Origin of the sequence: Lentzea sp. NPDC051213 (genome assembly GCF_044455585.1) — a bacterium.
Classification (GTDB): domain Bacteria; phylum Actinomycetota; class Actinomycetes; order Mycobacteriales; family Pseudonocardiaceae; genus Lentzea.
This window is the reverse complement of sequence record NZ_JBITEX010000001.1, coordinates 1,459,729-1,474,459: the sequence shown is the minus strand read 5'-3', so window position 1 is coordinate 1,474,459 and position 14,731 is coordinate 1,459,729. Positions and strand designations below refer to the sequence as shown.

General features: G+C 70.1%; 13 protein-coding genes. 2 read left to right on the top strand and 11 right to left on the bottom strand.

Going from position 1 to position 14,731, the window contains the following annotated elements:
* Positions 1-109: 109 nt before the first annotated feature.
* Positions 110-571, top strand: coding sequence for a hypothetical protein (locus ACIA8G_RS06405; protein ID WP_396417203.1), 462 nt, complete (start codon positions 110-112; stop codon positions 569-571).
* Here the strand turns inward: ACIA8G_RS06405 and ACIA8G_RS06400 are convergent.
* From ACIA8G_RS06400 to ACIA8G_RS06360, 9 genes are all read right to left on the bottom strand, one after another.
* A complete protein-coding gene (locus tag ACIA8G_RS06400) occupies positions 552-1,646 on the bottom strand; it encodes a hypothetical protein (RefSeq protein ID WP_396417202.1) in 1,095 nt (364 codons plus the stop codon). The two genes, ACIA8G_RS06405 and ACIA8G_RS06400, sit on opposite strands and share 20 nt — an antisense overlap.
* A gap of 13 nt (positions 1,647-1,659) precedes the next feature.
* Positions 1,660-2,490, bottom strand: coding sequence for an alpha/beta fold hydrolase (locus tag ACIA8G_RS06395; protein WP_396417201.1), 831 nt, complete (start codon positions 2,488-2,490; stop codon positions 1,660-1,662).
* Between the two features lie 62 nt (positions 2,491-2,552).
* Complete coding sequence (locus ACIA8G_RS06390; protein WP_396417200.1) at positions 2,553-3,338, bottom strand: SDR family oxidoreductase; 786 nt, start codon at positions 3,336-3,338, stop codon at positions 2,553-2,555.
* A 10-nt stretch (positions 3,339-3,348) separates the two neighbouring features.
* A complete protein-coding gene (locus ACIA8G_RS06385; protein WP_396417326.1) occupies positions 3,349-4,665 on the bottom strand; it encodes a M20/M25/M40 family metallo-hydrolase in 1,317 nt (438 codons plus the stop codon).
* A 28-nt stretch (positions 4,666-4,693) separates the two neighbouring features.
* Positions 4,694-5,584, bottom strand: a complete 891-nt coding sequence (locus ACIA8G_RS06380; protein ID WP_396417199.1) for a glutaminase — start codon at positions 5,582-5,584, stop codon at positions 4,694-4,696.
* 34 nt (positions 5,585-5,618) lie between these two features.
* Positions 5,619-6,218, bottom strand: coding sequence for a DUF6801 domain-containing protein (locus ACIA8G_RS06375; RefSeq protein ID WP_396417198.1), 600 nt, complete (start codon positions 6,216-6,218; stop codon positions 5,619-5,621).
* 143 nt (positions 6,219-6,361) lie between these two features.
* The gene (locus ACIA8G_RS06370) at positions 6,362-7,519 is read right to left on the bottom strand and encodes a PucR family transcriptional regulator (RefSeq protein WP_396417197.1); all 1,158 of its coding nucleotides are present in this window, start codon (positions 7,517-7,519) and stop codon (positions 6,362-6,364) included.
* Positions 7,520-7,577: 58 nt separating this feature from the next.
* Entirely contained in the window at positions 7,578-8,246 is a 669-nt protein-coding gene (locus tag ACIA8G_RS06365) for a GAP family protein (RefSeq protein ID WP_396417196.1), read from the bottom strand.
* Positions 8,243-8,809 carry a TetR/AcrR family transcriptional regulator gene (locus ACIA8G_RS06360; protein ID WP_396417195.1) on the bottom strand — a complete coding sequence of 189 codons (567 nt, stop codon included), beginning with the start codon at positions 8,807-8,809 and terminating at the stop codon, positions 8,243-8,245. Before ACIA8G_RS06360 ends, ACIA8G_RS06365 begins: the two co-directional genes overlap by 4 nt.
* A gap of 60 nt (positions 8,810-8,869) precedes the next feature.
* On the opposite strand from ACIA8G_RS06360, the gene ACIA8G_RS06355 reads away from it, so the two are divergent.
* The gene (locus tag ACIA8G_RS06355) at positions 8,870-9,760 is read left to right on the top strand and encodes a LysR family transcriptional regulator (protein ID WP_396417194.1); all 891 of its coding nucleotides are present in this window, start codon (positions 8,870-8,872) and stop codon (positions 9,758-9,760) included.
* Here the strand turns inward: ACIA8G_RS06355 and ACIA8G_RS06350 are convergent.
* Positions 9,741-12,326: a hypothetical protein gene (locus ACIA8G_RS06350; protein ID WP_396417193.1), complete on the bottom strand. Its 2,586-nt coding sequence runs from the start codon at positions 12,324-12,326 to the stop codon at positions 9,741-9,743. The two genes, ACIA8G_RS06355 and ACIA8G_RS06350, sit on opposite strands and share 20 nt — an antisense overlap.
* Positions 12,323-14,659: a LuxR C-terminal-related transcriptional regulator gene (locus tag ACIA8G_RS06345; protein ID WP_396417192.1), complete on the bottom strand. Its 2,337-nt coding sequence runs from the start codon at positions 14,657-14,659 to the stop codon at positions 12,323-12,325. Before ACIA8G_RS06345 ends, ACIA8G_RS06350 begins: the two co-directional genes overlap by 4 nt.
* Between the last annotated feature and the right edge of the window lie 72 nt (positions 14,660-14,731).

The window sequence follows — 14,731 nt, the reverse complement described above, 5'->3', positions numbered from 1 at the left end:
ATGCGCCGGTGTCGTACAACAACCTTTGTTCAACTGAGGCGGGCAACCGGGTGAAGGTGAGTCTTCAGTCAACACTGAAGCAATAAAATGCACCGGAATGGTTGCAGATATGATCAGATTCTCTGTCATGGAGCTCGTGCCGCATGAAGTCGGGGTTGCGCACAGCGCACTGCCGCACGACGAAACGTCCGCCCGCGCCCTCCTCGCCGAGGCCGCGGCGCAGGGCCTGCACACCGTGGTCGTCACCGCCGAGGAAGGCGACGCGCAGGCCCTCGCCGTGCTGCGTGAGTTGCGTGCCGAGTGGCACACAGAAGGCGGGCGGGTGACCGCCCAGCTCGACACGGACGCGCAGGGTCAGCTCGCGCACCTGTGGGGCCTGTCGGCGGAGCAGCGGGCCGCGTGGCTCGCCGCGTTCCCCCGCCACGACGATCCGAACTGGTGGATGCACCGCCTCCTGGTGCTCAACCACCACCCGGAGTGGGCGCCGTTGAAGGAGTGGCTGATCGAGGAGCACGTGCGGCTCTTCGGCAGGCCACCCGGCCGGCGGCGGGCTACCGCGGCAGACCGCTGAAATCGGGCTGATGTAGCCGCTGGATCCACGGGATCGGGTCTTCCTTCGGGGTGTCCCGATCCTTTTGCACCGCGGCGAACGTCAGCACGGGCACCCTCGGCACACCCACCGCGATCACGTCCCCGTGGGTGCCGGCGACCCACATGACGCCGGTGTCGGCGATGTTCGCGATCACGTCCAGGTTCGAGATGACGAACTGGACCAGCGCGAGCCCGCCCGGCAGCTGCGCGAGCCCGGCGACGTGCTGGTTGGGCCGCCACGGGAACAGCGTGATCGGCACCGGCGTCCACTGCCACGAGTTCTCGACGGCGGCGACCGCGTCGCGGTACCAGCGACCGATCTCGATCGTCGCCGGGATGCCGAGCAGTGCCGGGACCAGCAGCAGTCCGCCGACGAGCAGACCTGTCGGTGCGAGCGGGAAGAGGCTGAGCAGGATCAGCACTCCCCCGAGGCCGGCGGGCACGGCGGACCACAGCCACGCCTTGACACCCCAGCGCAGACCCTTGTGGGCGCGCAGCACCGCCTCGTCGTCCAACGGGCGCATGAGCGGGCGCTCGACTCGTTCCCTGGCCGAATACTCCCCTGTGCAAGCCTTCGCGTTGTGCCACTTGGCGAACCCGGCGGCACGGACCACGGCCCTGCCCTTCGCGTCCGGGCCGCAGACGAAGACCTCCTGCCGCTCCAGCACCATGTCCGGCAGGTCGTAGAACCAGCCCTTCAGCACCAGCCCGTCGAGCAGCAGCCGGTCCGTCGTGCTGTCGTTGTCCTCGTGTTCCGCGACCGTGGCCGGGAGGCGCCGCCACGGCTGGTCGAGCAGGCCGCGCCGGCGAGGACGGGTCTCCACCCGGTAGATCAACGGTGACAGCGCGAACGTCAGCGTGACCAGGCACAGCACGACCAGCGCACCCACGTTGCCGGGCGTCATCGGCAGGAAGAGGCACGCCGCCGCGGCGGCACCGGTCACGAGCGCGATGCCACCGAGCGTGCGGGCACCCCAGCGCAGGTCCTGGATGATCAGGCCGGTCGACCAGTCGTCCTTCGCGGGCACGTCCGTCCGCGGTTCGAGGTACTGCACGCGCTCCCCCAAGCTACGTCTTGGCCACCTCGCGGATCAGGTTCGCGAGCTCGGCCGGTCGTTCCAGGGGCAGCATATGTCCGGCGTCGGCCAGGACGACCGAGGTTCCGCCGAACTTCACCGCGTCCGACTCGGGCACCAGGCGATCTTCGTCGCCCACCACCGCGACCACGGCCTTCTCCTTGGCCACGGTCAGCCCCGCCTCCCGGTCGTAGCGGTCGACGGCGGGCCGGAACAACGCGACCGTCTCCGGCCAGTGCCCCCACACCATGTCCGCCGTCAGCTCCACGTCCGCGGGATCGGGCTGGTCACCGAAGAGCCACCACCGCAGCCCGGCGGTCTTCGTCGGCTCGATCTTCTCCCGCACCGCCCGCACGATCGGCCCGAACGCCCGCTCCAGTTCCCGCACGAGCTTCCCGACCGCCTTGGGCCACGCCAGCGACGTCTCGGACATCCCGCTCGCCGCCGTGGACACGAACACGTTGCCCAGTACCCGTTGCCGGAAGAGCCGCGGCCTGCGCTCGGCCATCGCCAGCGCCGCCATACCGCCCATCGAGTGCCCGGCGATCACGACGCTGCCGCTCGGCACGGCTCGTTCGATCAGCTCCCCCAGGTCCTCGCCGAGCTGTTCGATCGTGGCGGTCTCCTTGGTGGCACTCGCCGACCGGCCGTGCCCGCGGTGGTCGTAGGAGATGACCTGGAAGTCCTGCGCGAGCTGCTCGACGACCTTGTGCCAGCTGCGGTGGTCGAGCGCGTAGCCGTGCGCCAGCACGATCGTGATGTCCGCGTCGGGATTGCCCGCCCGCACCACGTGGAGCTCGGTCCCGTCCTCCAGCCGCACCATGGGTTTCCTTTCGCCGTGCCGTCTCATTGTCCTAACGAGACGGCACGGCGAAAGGACACGCACTAATGGCTGCCCAGCACCACATCGGGTGGCACCTTGCCGCCGGCGCCGGGCACACCGCGGAACTGGTACACCGATGCCTGCCCGCCCGGCTGCATGATCCAGGCTTCTCCCGGCGCACCCTCGCCGAGCACCGTCTGCAGCGCCTCCGCGATGTCGTCGGGCGTGAGCAACGGGAACCCGGCCGCCGCGAACTCCTCCTTCGCCCCGCCCAGCAGCAGGGTGTCCACGAAGCCGGGACACAGCGCGGTGACCGTGATGTTGTCCTTGGCCACCGCCTTGCCCGCCGCCCGCGCGTACCCGACCACGGCGTGCTTGGTCAGCGTGTACAGCGGATCCGCCGGCATCGCCGCGATGCCCGCCAGCGAGGCGGTGATCACGATCTTGCCGCCGCCCTGGCGCCGCAACGCCGGGACGGCCGCGCACAGCCCGTAGACCACGTGGTCGACGTTGACCCCGACGAGCTTGCGGTACCGGTCGACGTTCAACGCGTCGTCGATCCCCGCCTGCCCGCCGCCGATACCGGCGTTGAGGTGCACGACGTCGAGCCGGCCGAGCTCCTTCTCCACCTGTGCCACCACTGCCGGCATGGTCTCGGGATCGGTCACGTCGCCGGCGATGGCGATCCCGCCGACTTCCGAGGCGATCCGCTGCGCACCGGCGGCGTCGAGGTCGAGCACCGCCACGCGGGCGCCGAGCTTCGTGAGCCGGCGGGCGACGGCGGATCCGATGCCGCCCGCGCCGCCGGTGACCAACGCGACCTGACCGGTCAAGTCCACAGTGGACACGACTTTCTCCTCAGCTGTTGCGCAGGAAACGGTCCAGAACGCGGACGCCGAACTTGAGCGCGTCCACCGGCACGCGCTCGTCCACGCCGTGGAAGAGGCCGGAGAAGTCGAGGTCCGGCGGCAGCTTCAGCGGTGAGAAGCCGAAGTTGCGGATGCCGAGCCGCTGGAACGACTTGGCATCCGTGCCGCCGGAGAGCATGTACGGCAGCACTCGGGAACCGGGGTCCTCGGCGATGATCGACGCGGTCATCGCGTCCACCAGGGCGCCGTCGAACGTCGTCTCCACCGGGGGCAGGCCGACCCACTCGCGTTCGACGTCCGGGCCGAGGAGCTCCGCGAGCTCGCGGTCGAACGCCTCCTCGCGGCCGGGCAGGATGCGGCAGTCGACGGTGGCCTCGGCGCTCGACGGGATGACGTTCGCCTTGTACCCGGCCGAGAGCATCGTCGGGTTCGCGGTGTCGCGGATCGTGGCGCCGATCATGCGGGAGAGGGCACCGAGCTTGCCGATCGAGCCCTCGATGTCGTCGTCCGGGAAGTCGAGGCCGGTGATCTCGCTGACGCCGTCCAGGAACTCCCGCACGCTCGGCCGGATGATCATCGGCCACTTGTGCTGGTCGAGCTTGGTGACGGCGGCGGCGAGCTTCGCGACCGCGTTGTCGTGGTGGATCATGCTGCCGTGTCCGGCGGTGCCCTTGACCCGCAGCGTGAGCCAGCGGATGCCCTTCTCGGCGGTCTCGATCAGGTACGCGCGGACGTCGTCCTTGAGCGTGATCGAGAAGCCGCCGACCTCGCCGATCGACTCGGTGACGCCCTCGAACAGCTCCGGCCGGTTCTCGACCAGCCACTTCGCGCCGAAGAGACCGCCGGCCTCCTCGTCCGCGACGAACGCGAAGACGATGTCGCGCGGCGGCACGATGTTGTTGCGCTTGAAGTGCCTGGCCAGCGCGAGCGTCATGCCGACCATGTCCTTCATGTCGACCGCGCCGCGTCCCCACACGTACCCGTCCTGCACCGCGCCCGAGAACGGGTGCACCGACCACTCCGAAGCGTCGGCGGGCACCACGTCGAGGTGGCCGTGCACGAGCAGCGCGCCCCGCGACGGATCCGAGCCTGCCAAGCGTGCGATGACGTTGCCGCGGCCTTTGGCACCCGACTCGACGTACGTGGTCTCGTAGCCGACCTCGGACAGCTTCTCCGCCACCCACTCGGCGGCCTCGCGCTCCCCCACCACCGTCGCGGGATCACCCGTGTTCGTGGTGTCGATCCTGATCAGCTCGCTGACCAGCGTGACCGCCTCGTCCTCTGCCAGCGTCAACGCGTTCCCCAATGTGCTCACCCAGTCTTCCTACCACCAGTCAGAAGACAGACCACCCCGTGAGAGTGGTGAATCTGTCGAGCGCGTCGACACCCGCCACGGAGTTGCCGCGTGCGTCCAAGGCTGGACTCCACACGCAGATCGCGCACTTTCCGGGGACGACGGCGATGATCCCGCCGCCGACGCCGCTCTTGCCGGGCAGGCCGACCCGGTAGGCGAACTGGCCGGCGGCGTCGTAGGTGCCGCAGGTGAGCATCACGGCGTTGACCCGCTTCGCGCCGCTCACGCCGAGCAGGCGCGTGCCGTCGTTGCGGACGCCGTGGCGGGCGAGGAACAGCGTCGCGCGAGCAAGATCCGCGCAGCTCATCGCGATCGAGCACTGGCGGACGTACTCGTGCAGCACCACGTCCACGGAGTTGTGGATGTTGCCGTAGGAGGCCATGAAGTGGGCCAGCGCGCGGTTGCGGTCGCTGTGGTCCAGTTCGGACTTGACGACCTCGCGGTCGATCGCGATCCGCTCGTTGCCGCTCTCCTGGCGCAGGAAGTCGAGGAGCCGGTCGGAGGCGCCGAGCCCCAGGTGGTCGGTGACGACGAGCGCGCCGGCGTTGATGAACGGGTTGCGCGGGATGCCCTGCTCGGTCTCCAGCTGGACCAGCGAGTTGAACCGCGACCCGGACGGCTCACGGCCGACGCGGCTCCAGACGTCGTCGTTCTCGGCGAGGGCCAGAGCCAGGGTGAACGCTTTGGAGATGCTCTGGATCGAGAACGGTGTGCGGTACTCCCGCGCGCCGTGGACCTCGCCGTCCAGTGTGGCGACGGCGAGGCCGAAGGCGTGCGGGTCGATCCTGGCGAGAGCCGGGATGTAGTCGGCTACTGCGCCTCCTGGCGTGACTTGCTCGGCGATGCGGTCCACCAGCTCCTGGAGCTCCATGGCCGCCATCCCATCATGGGACTGGGCCGTACTTTCAGGCGCCGAGGACCTGGAACTCGTAGAGCTTCGTGTTCTGACCGGGCTTGACCGAGCAAGGAACCTTGAAGGTGCCCAGGAACGTCTCGGTGCCGTCCGAACGGCGCGGCGTGAGCGTCAGCTCCGCGGCGCCCAGCGAGATCGACGTCGTGCCGGCGTTGGCCAGCGTCATCGACGGCAGCGTGCCCGCGGCGGTCACGTCGAACGTGCCGCTCGGGGCCACCGGCGTGACCGGGATGGTCAGGTTCGACGTGAGCTGCTGCACCGTTCCCGCGTTGTCCACGGGCACCTTGGTGGTCATCGTGCCCTCGACCGTGGTGGCGCCGAGCCAGTTCAGGACGTTCGCGGCCGTCTCCGACACGGTGGTGGTGACGGTCGTGTCGGCCACCGCGGTCGGCACGCCGACGGTCGCGGAGTCCGGCAGGTTCGGCGACGTGACCTTCGACGGCTGGTCCTGAGCTCCGATCAGCGTGAACGTGCAGGAGTAGGTGATGTTCAGCTCGGCGGTCGCGGCCGAGCTGGTGCCGGCCGTCGCCACGCTCATCGTTCCGGCGAGCAGAACGCAGGCAGCGGCGCGTGCGAGAACTCCGGTCTTCATGTGCAGGGACCTCCTGAGTACGACATTGAACTGCAAGAAGGTGGTTTTGCTTTACTCGCGAGTAAAGTAGCGAGACCGGATTCCGCAAAGCAAGGGAAACCGCGCTTTTATCACCCGCGTACGAATTGACGCGGAGTGATTTATCAGTCGCGATCCAATAAATAGTGCGCGCGCAGGGCCAGTTCGAGGGTGAAGCGCTCCTCGGCGTCGTGCATTCGGTCGCCGAACAGTTCGTCCAATTGGTTCACCCGGTAGCGCACGGTCTGCGGATGCACCTGCAGCCGGGCGGCGACCTCGGGCGCCCCGCCGCGGGCGGACAGCCACACGAGCAACGTCTCGGCGAGCTTCGTGCGCTGACGGTCGGTCAGCCCGGCCAGCGGCGCCAGCGCCCGTTCGGCCAGCTGCCGGGCCAGGAACTCGTCCGCGAGCATCGTCAGTTCGACCAGATGATCGGCGCAGTCGAGGACCGGCCGGTCGGGCAGCACGCCCTCGCGCACCAGCGTGAGCACGCGGCGGGCGCTGGCCAGCGACTTGCGGGCCTCGGCGGGGGCCACGGACAGCCCGACCGCGGCACGCCAGCCGGGCAACGCCCTGCGCAGCCAGCGCGACACCGCCACCGGGTTCGGCACCAGCAGGTACGGCGTGGCGTCCTCGAAGTTCACCAGCACGTCCGGCGGCAGGTCGTCCGCTGGTGCTTTCGACGGCTCCAGGGCGACGGCGCACAGCCGGTCCGGCATCGGCCAGACCGCCGCGTCGGCCGCGTCCGACACGACCTGCCAGTTGCCGGCGGGATCGCCGACCAGCAGCTCCATCAGCTTGCGCCGCTTGCGTTCCAGCGTGCCCGCCGCGCTGGCCTGTGCGGCCGCGTAACCCTCGACCGACAGGCTCACCAGCTCGTCGACGTGGGCGATCATCGCCTCGCCCAGCACGGACATCAGGTGCAGCGACAGCTCCCGCCGTTCGGCGAACGCGCACACGTGCCGCCAGGCGACCCTGGCACCGATCCGGTAGGCCGCCTGGAGGCTGTCGAGGCTGCGGCCGGACCGGAACTCCCACGAGCCGAGCTTGCGGTGGATGTCGTCGTGCGGATCCGGCGTGGAATCCGGCGCGGCGATCCGGTCGACGAACTTGACCAGAGCCTGCCGGATTCCGTCGACAACGTTGTCCCGGAATAGGCTGTATTCCGGAATCGATTTCTCGATCGCCTCGAAGATGTCGACCGAAAGCGGCGCGACTTCCATTCTGAGCAGCGGGGCGAGCTCACGCGGGACCGATCTGCGCGGATCGTCCAGCTGAGTCATCCTCGCGAGTGTAGGGGGATAACGAAACCTGGTCGTTCAGCCAACCGGACGAAGTGGTTCACACGAAGAACAGGCGCACGACGGCGTCGCGTGCCACCAGGAACCCGGCGATGCCGAGGATCCAGCCGGTGGTGCTCGCGCCCTTCTCCGCGAACCAGGTGCTGACCCGGTTGAGGAACGGCTCGATCCTGCTCCGCACCGCGAGCCGCCCGCCGAGCAGCAGCACCGCCGGCACGATCATGACCAGGCAGTACCCGGCGAGCAGCAACCCGATCTGACCGGGGTCGAGGTCGGCGGCGCTCATCATGCCGATCGCACCGAGATACGGCAGCATCGTCGCGAGCTCGACGACCCCCGCGAGCACGGCGAGGCCCGCCAGCGTTGCGACCGACCCGTTGGCGTTGATCCGGTCCTGCCACTTGCCGGTGTCGGTCTTCTTCTTGCTGTCGAACCGGAAACTCACGGCGAACAGGATCACGCCGATCACCAGCTGGATCCACAGCGCGATCTTGGTGTCGAGATGGTCGATCACCTGCGAGGCCCCGAGCACGATCAGCACGCCGACGACGAAGTAGAAGACCGTGATCGTGCCGAGGTAGACGCCGAACCTGCCGAGTTTCAGGCGGCCCGGCGTGAGCATCAGCCAGATCGGGATGAACAGCGTCCCGATGCTCGTCGAGTCCAGCAACGCCAGTCCGGCGAGCGCCGCGACCAGTCCCAGTGTCATTCGTTCCCCCAAATCATGGCGAGATGGCCGGCGATCACCTGTTTCGCCACCTCGGCTGTCATCACGTCCGGCTCCAGGGCGCGTTGTGCCGTCACCCCGTCGACCAGGGCGGCGAGTCCGACGGCCTCCCCGCCGTCACGCCCCGCCGCCTCCAGCACGTGCCGGCACAGTTCCCTGATCTCCCGTGCACCCTCGACGTGCCGTTTGAGCAGCACGGGATTCGCCGCCGCACGGGCAGCGAACGCGAGCCACACCCGTGCGCGCGCCGCGTCGTCGACGAGCGCGATGGCGCACAACGCCTGATGCAGGCGGTCCTGGAGGCTCCCCTCTTGCCCCAGGACCTCCCGCACTCGCGCGGTGAGCTCCTCCACGAGCTGGTCCTGCGCGAACAGCAGCAGCTCGTCCTTGCTGCGGAAGTACTTCTGCAGCAGGCCCGTGGTGGCGTTCAGCTCCCTGGCGATCCTGGGCAGGCTCGCCGCGTCGAGCCCCTCGGCGTCGACCACCCGGTAGAGGGCGGCGACCACCTGCTGGCGGCGCTCGACGGGATCCGCGTGTCTTGGCACGGCCGTAAGATTACGATCTTAATCTAACGCGCGCAACTCGATCCGGTATTCATGTGGGTCATGGATCTCACGGCGGTTCCGCTGGTGGCTCTGCGGGTGTTCCAGGAGGTGGCCGAGCGCGGCACGCTCAGCTCGGCCGCGGAGGCGCTGGGCTACCCGCAATCCGCGGTGTCCCGGCAGATCGCGGCGCTGGAACGGGTCGTGCGCGCGCCGTTGCTCGACCGGCAGCGCGACGGCGTGCAGCTCACCGACACCGGGCACGTGCTGCTACGGCACGCGGGTCTTGTGCTCGCGCAGCTGGATGCGGCGAGCCGGGAGCTGTCCGGGCTGCCGGCCACGGCGGGCACCGTGCGCCTCGGGTGGTTCACGAGCGCGGGCGGCACGCTGGTCCCCGGCGCGCTCGCCGCGTTGCGGCGCAGTCATCCGGCGTTGACGGTGACCACGCGCGAGGGCACTACCGCGTCGCTGGTACGTGCGTTGCGCGCTCGGACCGTTGACCTCGCCGTGCTGGAGTCGGCACCGCCGTTCCGAGCGTTGGATGCCGAGACGCCGGCCCTGCGGACCAAGGTGCTGGACGAACGCGAGCTGCTGCTGGCCGTACCGTTGACGCATCCGTTGGCACACAAGGACTTCGTCGATGTCGCGGATCTGCGCGGCTGGGCGTGGATCGCGAGCCCGCCGCCGGGCCTCGGCGTGTGGCCGGGGCTGGACGAACGGCAGGCGGTCGCCCACATGGCTCGTGACTGGATGGCGAAGCTTCAGCTCGTGGCGTCCGGTGCGGGCATCACGACGGTGCCCGAGTCGTTGAGCGGGTCGGTTCCTTCTGGCGTGCAGATGCTTCGGGTGCGTGGCGGTTCACAAGAGAGACGCCGGGTCGTCGTGGCGTGGCTGAACCTGTCAGAACCAGCGTCCGTGGTGGTGGACGCCCTCGTCAGTGGTACTCACCCGTGAGCATCGCCGTCGCCAGCTCCACCCTCGACCGGTAACCGGTGCGCTGGAACAGCCGCGTCAGCTTCGCCTCCACGCTCTTCTCCGTCGTGCGCAGGACGCCGGCGAGCTCGCGGTTGGTGAGACCTTCCGCGACCAGCGAGGCGAGCAGTCGTTCCTGCTCGGCCGTCGTCACGGCACGGCCGGGTACCGCGACGCCGCGCTCGCGCATCAGGTGCCGGAGCAAAGCCCTGGGCAGCAACGCGTCCAGCGTCCCGAACAGCTCATAGGCATCGCGCAGGGTCTGCGCGTCACCGAGTCCGTGGGAGGCCAGCGCGGTCAGCGTCAGCGCCGTCTCGTGCGGCTGGCCACGTTCGGCCACCAGCCTGCGCACCTCCGCGGCCGCCGCCCGGTCGTACCAGGTCACGGCACGGGCGAGCAGGTGGTTGCGGTGCGCGCGGCCGGTGTCCATCGTCGCGGCGATGTCGGCCAGCCGTTCCACCCTGGCCTCGGCGTCCTCACGGTCGCCGTCGTCCAGCGACATCACCGCCAGGCGCATCTCCAGCTCGTCGGTGGCGATCACGATCGCGTGCTGGGCGGCGTACGCCAGGCCCCGCAGCAGCACCCGCCGTGACTTGTCCCGTGCGCCGAGCACGAGCTCGAGGTCGGATTCCGGCACGTCCAGCACGTGCTGCAACACGTTCTGCCCGGCGCGCGCGTCGGCGATCACCTCGCGCGCACGGGTCAGCTTCGCCCGTGTGACGAGCATCGTGGCGAGGTCGCGTCCCAGCGCCGTGTGTGCCGCGACCTGACCGAGCGTCGATCCGGTGGCCAGCGCCTTGCGCGCGTTGCCGAGCGCGGCGTCCCAGCGTCCGTCGGCGACCTCGAGCAATGCGCGATCGGCCACCGCCGTCGCCTGGTCCGCGAGCATTCGTGCGGCCCGCTTCGACTCGCCCATCAGCAACAGGCACCGGGCCATCGCCGACTGCAGTGCCGGCCGGTGCCGGTCGACCGCGTAGAGCGGGCACAAGGAAGGGTCGCTGGCGACCCGTTCGAACTCGGCCATCCGCCCGGTCATCAGCGCCGCGCTCATCCCGAACAGCTCGCCGAACGTGACCGAGGCGGCGTTGCCCAGCCGCCACATGCCGCGCGTGCTCGCGAGCAACGTCGCCGCCTCGTCCCAACGGTCCGTGTAGCACATCGCGACCGCACGGCCGATGAACCGCGCGGCGGTGCCGCCCGGCAACGAACGCCAGCTGCCGTCGGCGACCTTGCGCAGCGCTCCCCTGTCCCCCGCCGCGCACATGCCCACCAGCCGGATCAGGTACAGCTCCTGCAACTGATCGGCGGTGAAGTCGTCCGGGAGCTCCAGCGCCGCGTCCACGCTGGCCATCGCGGAGATGAAGTCGTTGTGGCAGGCGCAGGCGACGGCGTGCATGAACAGGGCTTCCGCCCGTTGCTCCTGGCTCGCGGCCCGGTCGGCGGCCGCGCGCAGCCAGCGCCGGGCGGCCGGGTCGTGCAGCACGGCGGCCCGTCCGGCGGCGAGGAGCTGGGTAGCCGCCTTCCCCGCGTCGGCGAACCCGCCCGCGTCGATCAGCCGGTCCGGCAGGTAGCCGGGGTTCGCGCAGAACGCCCTGCCCTCCCAGATCGCGCTCACGGCGCGCCATCCGAGGTCGTGGCGCTCGTACGGGCCGAGGCTGGCCGCGAGCGCGTTGGCCAGCACCGGCGCGCGGAACCGCCAGCCGTCCTCGTGCCGCACCAGCACACCTTCGGCTTCGAGTTCCGGCAACGCGCGGGTGTCCCCCAGCAGTTGTTCAGCGGCCGGTCCGAGGGGATGCAGGATCGCCATCGCCTTCGCGGACTGCCACGCCGCCTCGCCGAGCAGCCGGATCCGTTCCACCGCAGGGTGCCGATGGCTGGTGCCGCGCGGTTCGTCCACCAGGTACGCGGTGCGGTCGATGATCCTCATCGCGCCACCCCGCAGGTAACCGTCGACCGCGAGGTCGATCAGCCCCGGCACGCCGCGGCTGTCCTGGTGCAGCCGGCGCACCAGCTCGGGGTCGGCTGAGACGTTCAGCACTGAGGTGAACATGTGGCTGACCTCGGCCCGGTTCAGCGGCGCCAGCGGCACGATCTCGGTGAGCGGGCTGGTCTTCAGCACGTCGGCGAGGTCGGTGTGTTCGAGGCGCACGGGCGTGCGGTAGCTCCCGACGACGCAGGTCGCGAACTGCGGGAAGGCGTTGAGCAGTGCGCGCAGCACGTCGGTGTTGAGGCGGTGCAGATCGTCGAGGAACAGCACGGGTGGCCGTGACCAGCGGGCCAGCTCCTCTCGGACACGGGCGACCACAACCTGGGGGCGGTTGCGGTCGGCGCGCAGCAGTGGCACGTCTGCTGTGCGCACACGCTGCTGTTCGAGCGTGTCCCGCACGTCGTCGAGCAAAGCGGTGCGGCCGATGCCCGCGGGTCCGGTGACCAGCACCAGCCGCGTGGCCCCCGACAACAGTGGCCACACCACGCTTGTGTGTGCGTCGTCTCTGGCGATCAGGTTCTTCGAGCCGCGCGGATCGGTGTGACTCAGCGTTCCGGTCATCCGGTGGCTCCTCGGTCGTCGAGCCTGCCCGCCAGGCTCGCGGCCGCCAGCTCCACGCGCGACCGGACGCCGGTGCGCAGGAACAGGCGGGTGAGGTGGTGCTCGACGGCCTTCTCGCTGACCTCGAGCTCGGCGGCGATCTGGCGGTTCGTCTGGCCGGCGCGCACGAGCTCCACGATGCGAAGCTCCGTCCCGGTGAGCTCGCCCGGCGTCGCGGAGGCGCGCGGTGCCGTTACCCCGAACCGGCGCATCAGCGCGGAAACCCTGGCGGGCAACAGGAACGACGCTCCGCCCTCCTTCGCGATGGCGTGCAGCTCCCGCACGACGGGCTGCGGATCGTCGCAGAACTGGGCGAGGATGGCGCACGCCCACAGCAGGTCCGGCCGGTGTCCCCGGCGCCGGACGACGTCCGCGCCGCGGGCCGCCTCCGCCGGGTCGTGGTACATCAAACCCTTGGCCAGCAACAGGATCTGCAACGTGCAGCGGCAGTCGTCCTGCCGGTGCAGTTCGCTGATCTCGGTCATCAGCGCGCGGGCGATGGTCGTGTCGTTGCTGCGCAACGCGATCTGCAGTGCCTGCAGCATCAGCCGGCCGATGCCGGGCCGGACGCCCGCCTGCCTGGCCCTGCGCAGCGTGCGCCAGGCCAGGTTGACCGCGCTCTGTGAGTCGCCGGCGCGGTGCAGCAGGCCGCACTCGACCATGGCCCTGATCGGGGCGTACCTCGTGGCGCGGCTGACCTTGGCGAGCCACGCGAAGGCCTGGCGGTGCTCGCCGCGGGCGGAGTGGATGGCGGCCGCGAACACGCGGCCTAGGTGGTGGGCGGGCATCGGGCGTTTGGTGAGTTCGAGCTGCCGCACCGCTTGGAGCGCGGCCGTCCAGTCGGCTTTCGCGTATTCGCGGACCACTCGCTGGAAGAACTTCAACGGGCCGTGGTCCGGTGTGCGGTAGCGCGGGCCGAGCACGAGTTCCAGCACCGTGGCGACGTCACCGGCCGTGCCGGCTTCGGTCAGCTCGTCGAAGCGTTCGCGTGCTTGGTCATCACGGACGTACCTCAGTGCGGTGCGGCAGGCTTGGGCGTCGAAGCGCAACGCGTGGTAGATCGCGTTCAGCTCGGCGTTGGTGATGACCACTTCGTCGTCGTGCGTGTTCATCGGCAGTGGCGTCCAGTCGGGACGTTCGCCCAGCCACCACCGTGCGAGTGCTACCGCGGGGCCGCCTTTGATCTGCGGCTCTTCACCGTTGAGTAGCAACAGCATGGCGGCGGCGTCGGTGTTCGGGTCTTCTCTGGTCTGTTCGCTCAGCACCGTGCGCATCAGCTCGTCCTGGCCGGTGCTGACGAGCACGGCCAGCGCGGTGAGGAAGAGCCTTCCGCTCGGCTCGGCGGTCATCCTGACCGCGGCGGCGAGCCAGCGACCGGCGCGTTCCGGATCGGTGGCCTCGATCTCGACGGCGCGGTCCGCGAGCCAGCGCGCTTTCCGCGGCGCGTCGGGCAGGTCTGGGCCGGCCAGCGCGACCAGGTCCGGGTCGGCGGTGTCGACCGCGAGCGCGACGTGCATCCGGCGGACCTCGTCCTGGCCGCTCTGGTCGATGATCGCGGTGGCCAGAGCCGGGCAGAGGACCTTGAGGTCGTCGTTGATGACGCCGTTTTCGACGAGTTCGTCGAGGGCGCGGCCGCAGTCGGCCAGGTCGTCGTGGAGCAGTCGGAGATCGCTGACCTCGATGCCCTGGCGCACGACGCAGAGCAGCGCGACCCGGTGGGCGAGGCCGCGGACGTGGTCCAGCAGCGGGTGGTGCTTCGGCAGGCTGATCTTGTCGCCGGCCAGGAACATCCTGTCGCCGACCCAGGTCAGGCTGGTCCCGCTGAGCGTCGCGAGGACGGTGCCGGGGTTGCCATACAGCGGACCGAGCGCGGTGCGGAGCGCCTCGACGACGCTGACGTCGAGCGGGTTCCGTTCGGTGATCATCGCGGTCACGACGTCCGGTGACAACGTTGGCAGGTCGATGACGACGTCCGCGGCCTCGGCCAGTTCGGCGTGGTCCGCGCAGACCGCGACGACCAGGCAGCCGGGCATTCTCATGGCGGTCGCGGTGAGCACCGGGTCAGGGAGCCGGTCGGCGTCGTCGATCAGCACGACGGCCCGCGAGCGCGGCCGGTGAGTGACGACGGCGACGCCCTCCGCGCGCCACGTCGCCGCGGCGTGACGCAGCAGTTCCGACCGTCCGCTTCCTGGCTCACCGCGTACCACCGCGAGACGTCCGCGTGAGGCAGCGGCCTCGAACGCGGCCCGCAACGCGGCGAGCTCCCCGTGGCGTCCGCGCAGTTCTTCCTGCACGTGACGACTCCCCTCGGCTGGACGAGATCCGGCGGGCCCCTGCCGCCCGCCGGATCCCGGTGGTGGCCGCGC

Coding starts and splice junctions, on each gene's coding strand:
- ACIA8G_RS06405 (WP_396417203.1), top strand. CDS start 110: ATGATCAGATTCTCTGTCATGGAGCTCGTGCCGCATGAAGTCGGGGTT.
- ACIA8G_RS06395 (WP_396417201.1), bottom strand. CDS start 2,490: ATGGTGCGGCTGGAGGACGGGACCGAGCTCCACGTGGTGCGGGCGGGC.
- ACIA8G_RS06380 (WP_396417199.1), bottom strand. CDS start 5,584: ATGGAGCTCCAGGAGCTGGTGGACCGCATCGCCGAGCAAGTCACGCCA.
- ACIA8G_RS06375 (WP_396417198.1), bottom strand. CDS start 6,218: ATGAAGACCGGAGTTCTCGCACGCGCCGCTGCCTGCGTTCTGCTCGCC.
- ACIA8G_RS06370 (WP_396417197.1), bottom strand. CDS start 7,519: ATGACTCAGCTGGACGATCCGCGCAGATCGGTCCCGCGTGAGCTCGCC.
- ACIA8G_RS06365 (WP_396417196.1), bottom strand. CDS start 8,246: ATGACACTGGGACTGGTCGCGGCGCTCGCCGGACTGGCGTTGCTGGAC.
- ACIA8G_RS06355 (WP_396417194.1), top strand. CDS start 8,870: ATGGATCTCACGGCGGTTCCGCTGGTGGCTCTGCGGGTGTTCCAGGAG.
- ACIA8G_RS06350 (WP_396417193.1), bottom strand. CDS start 12,326: ATGACCGGAACGCTGAGTCACACCGATCCGCGCGGCTCGAAGAACCTG.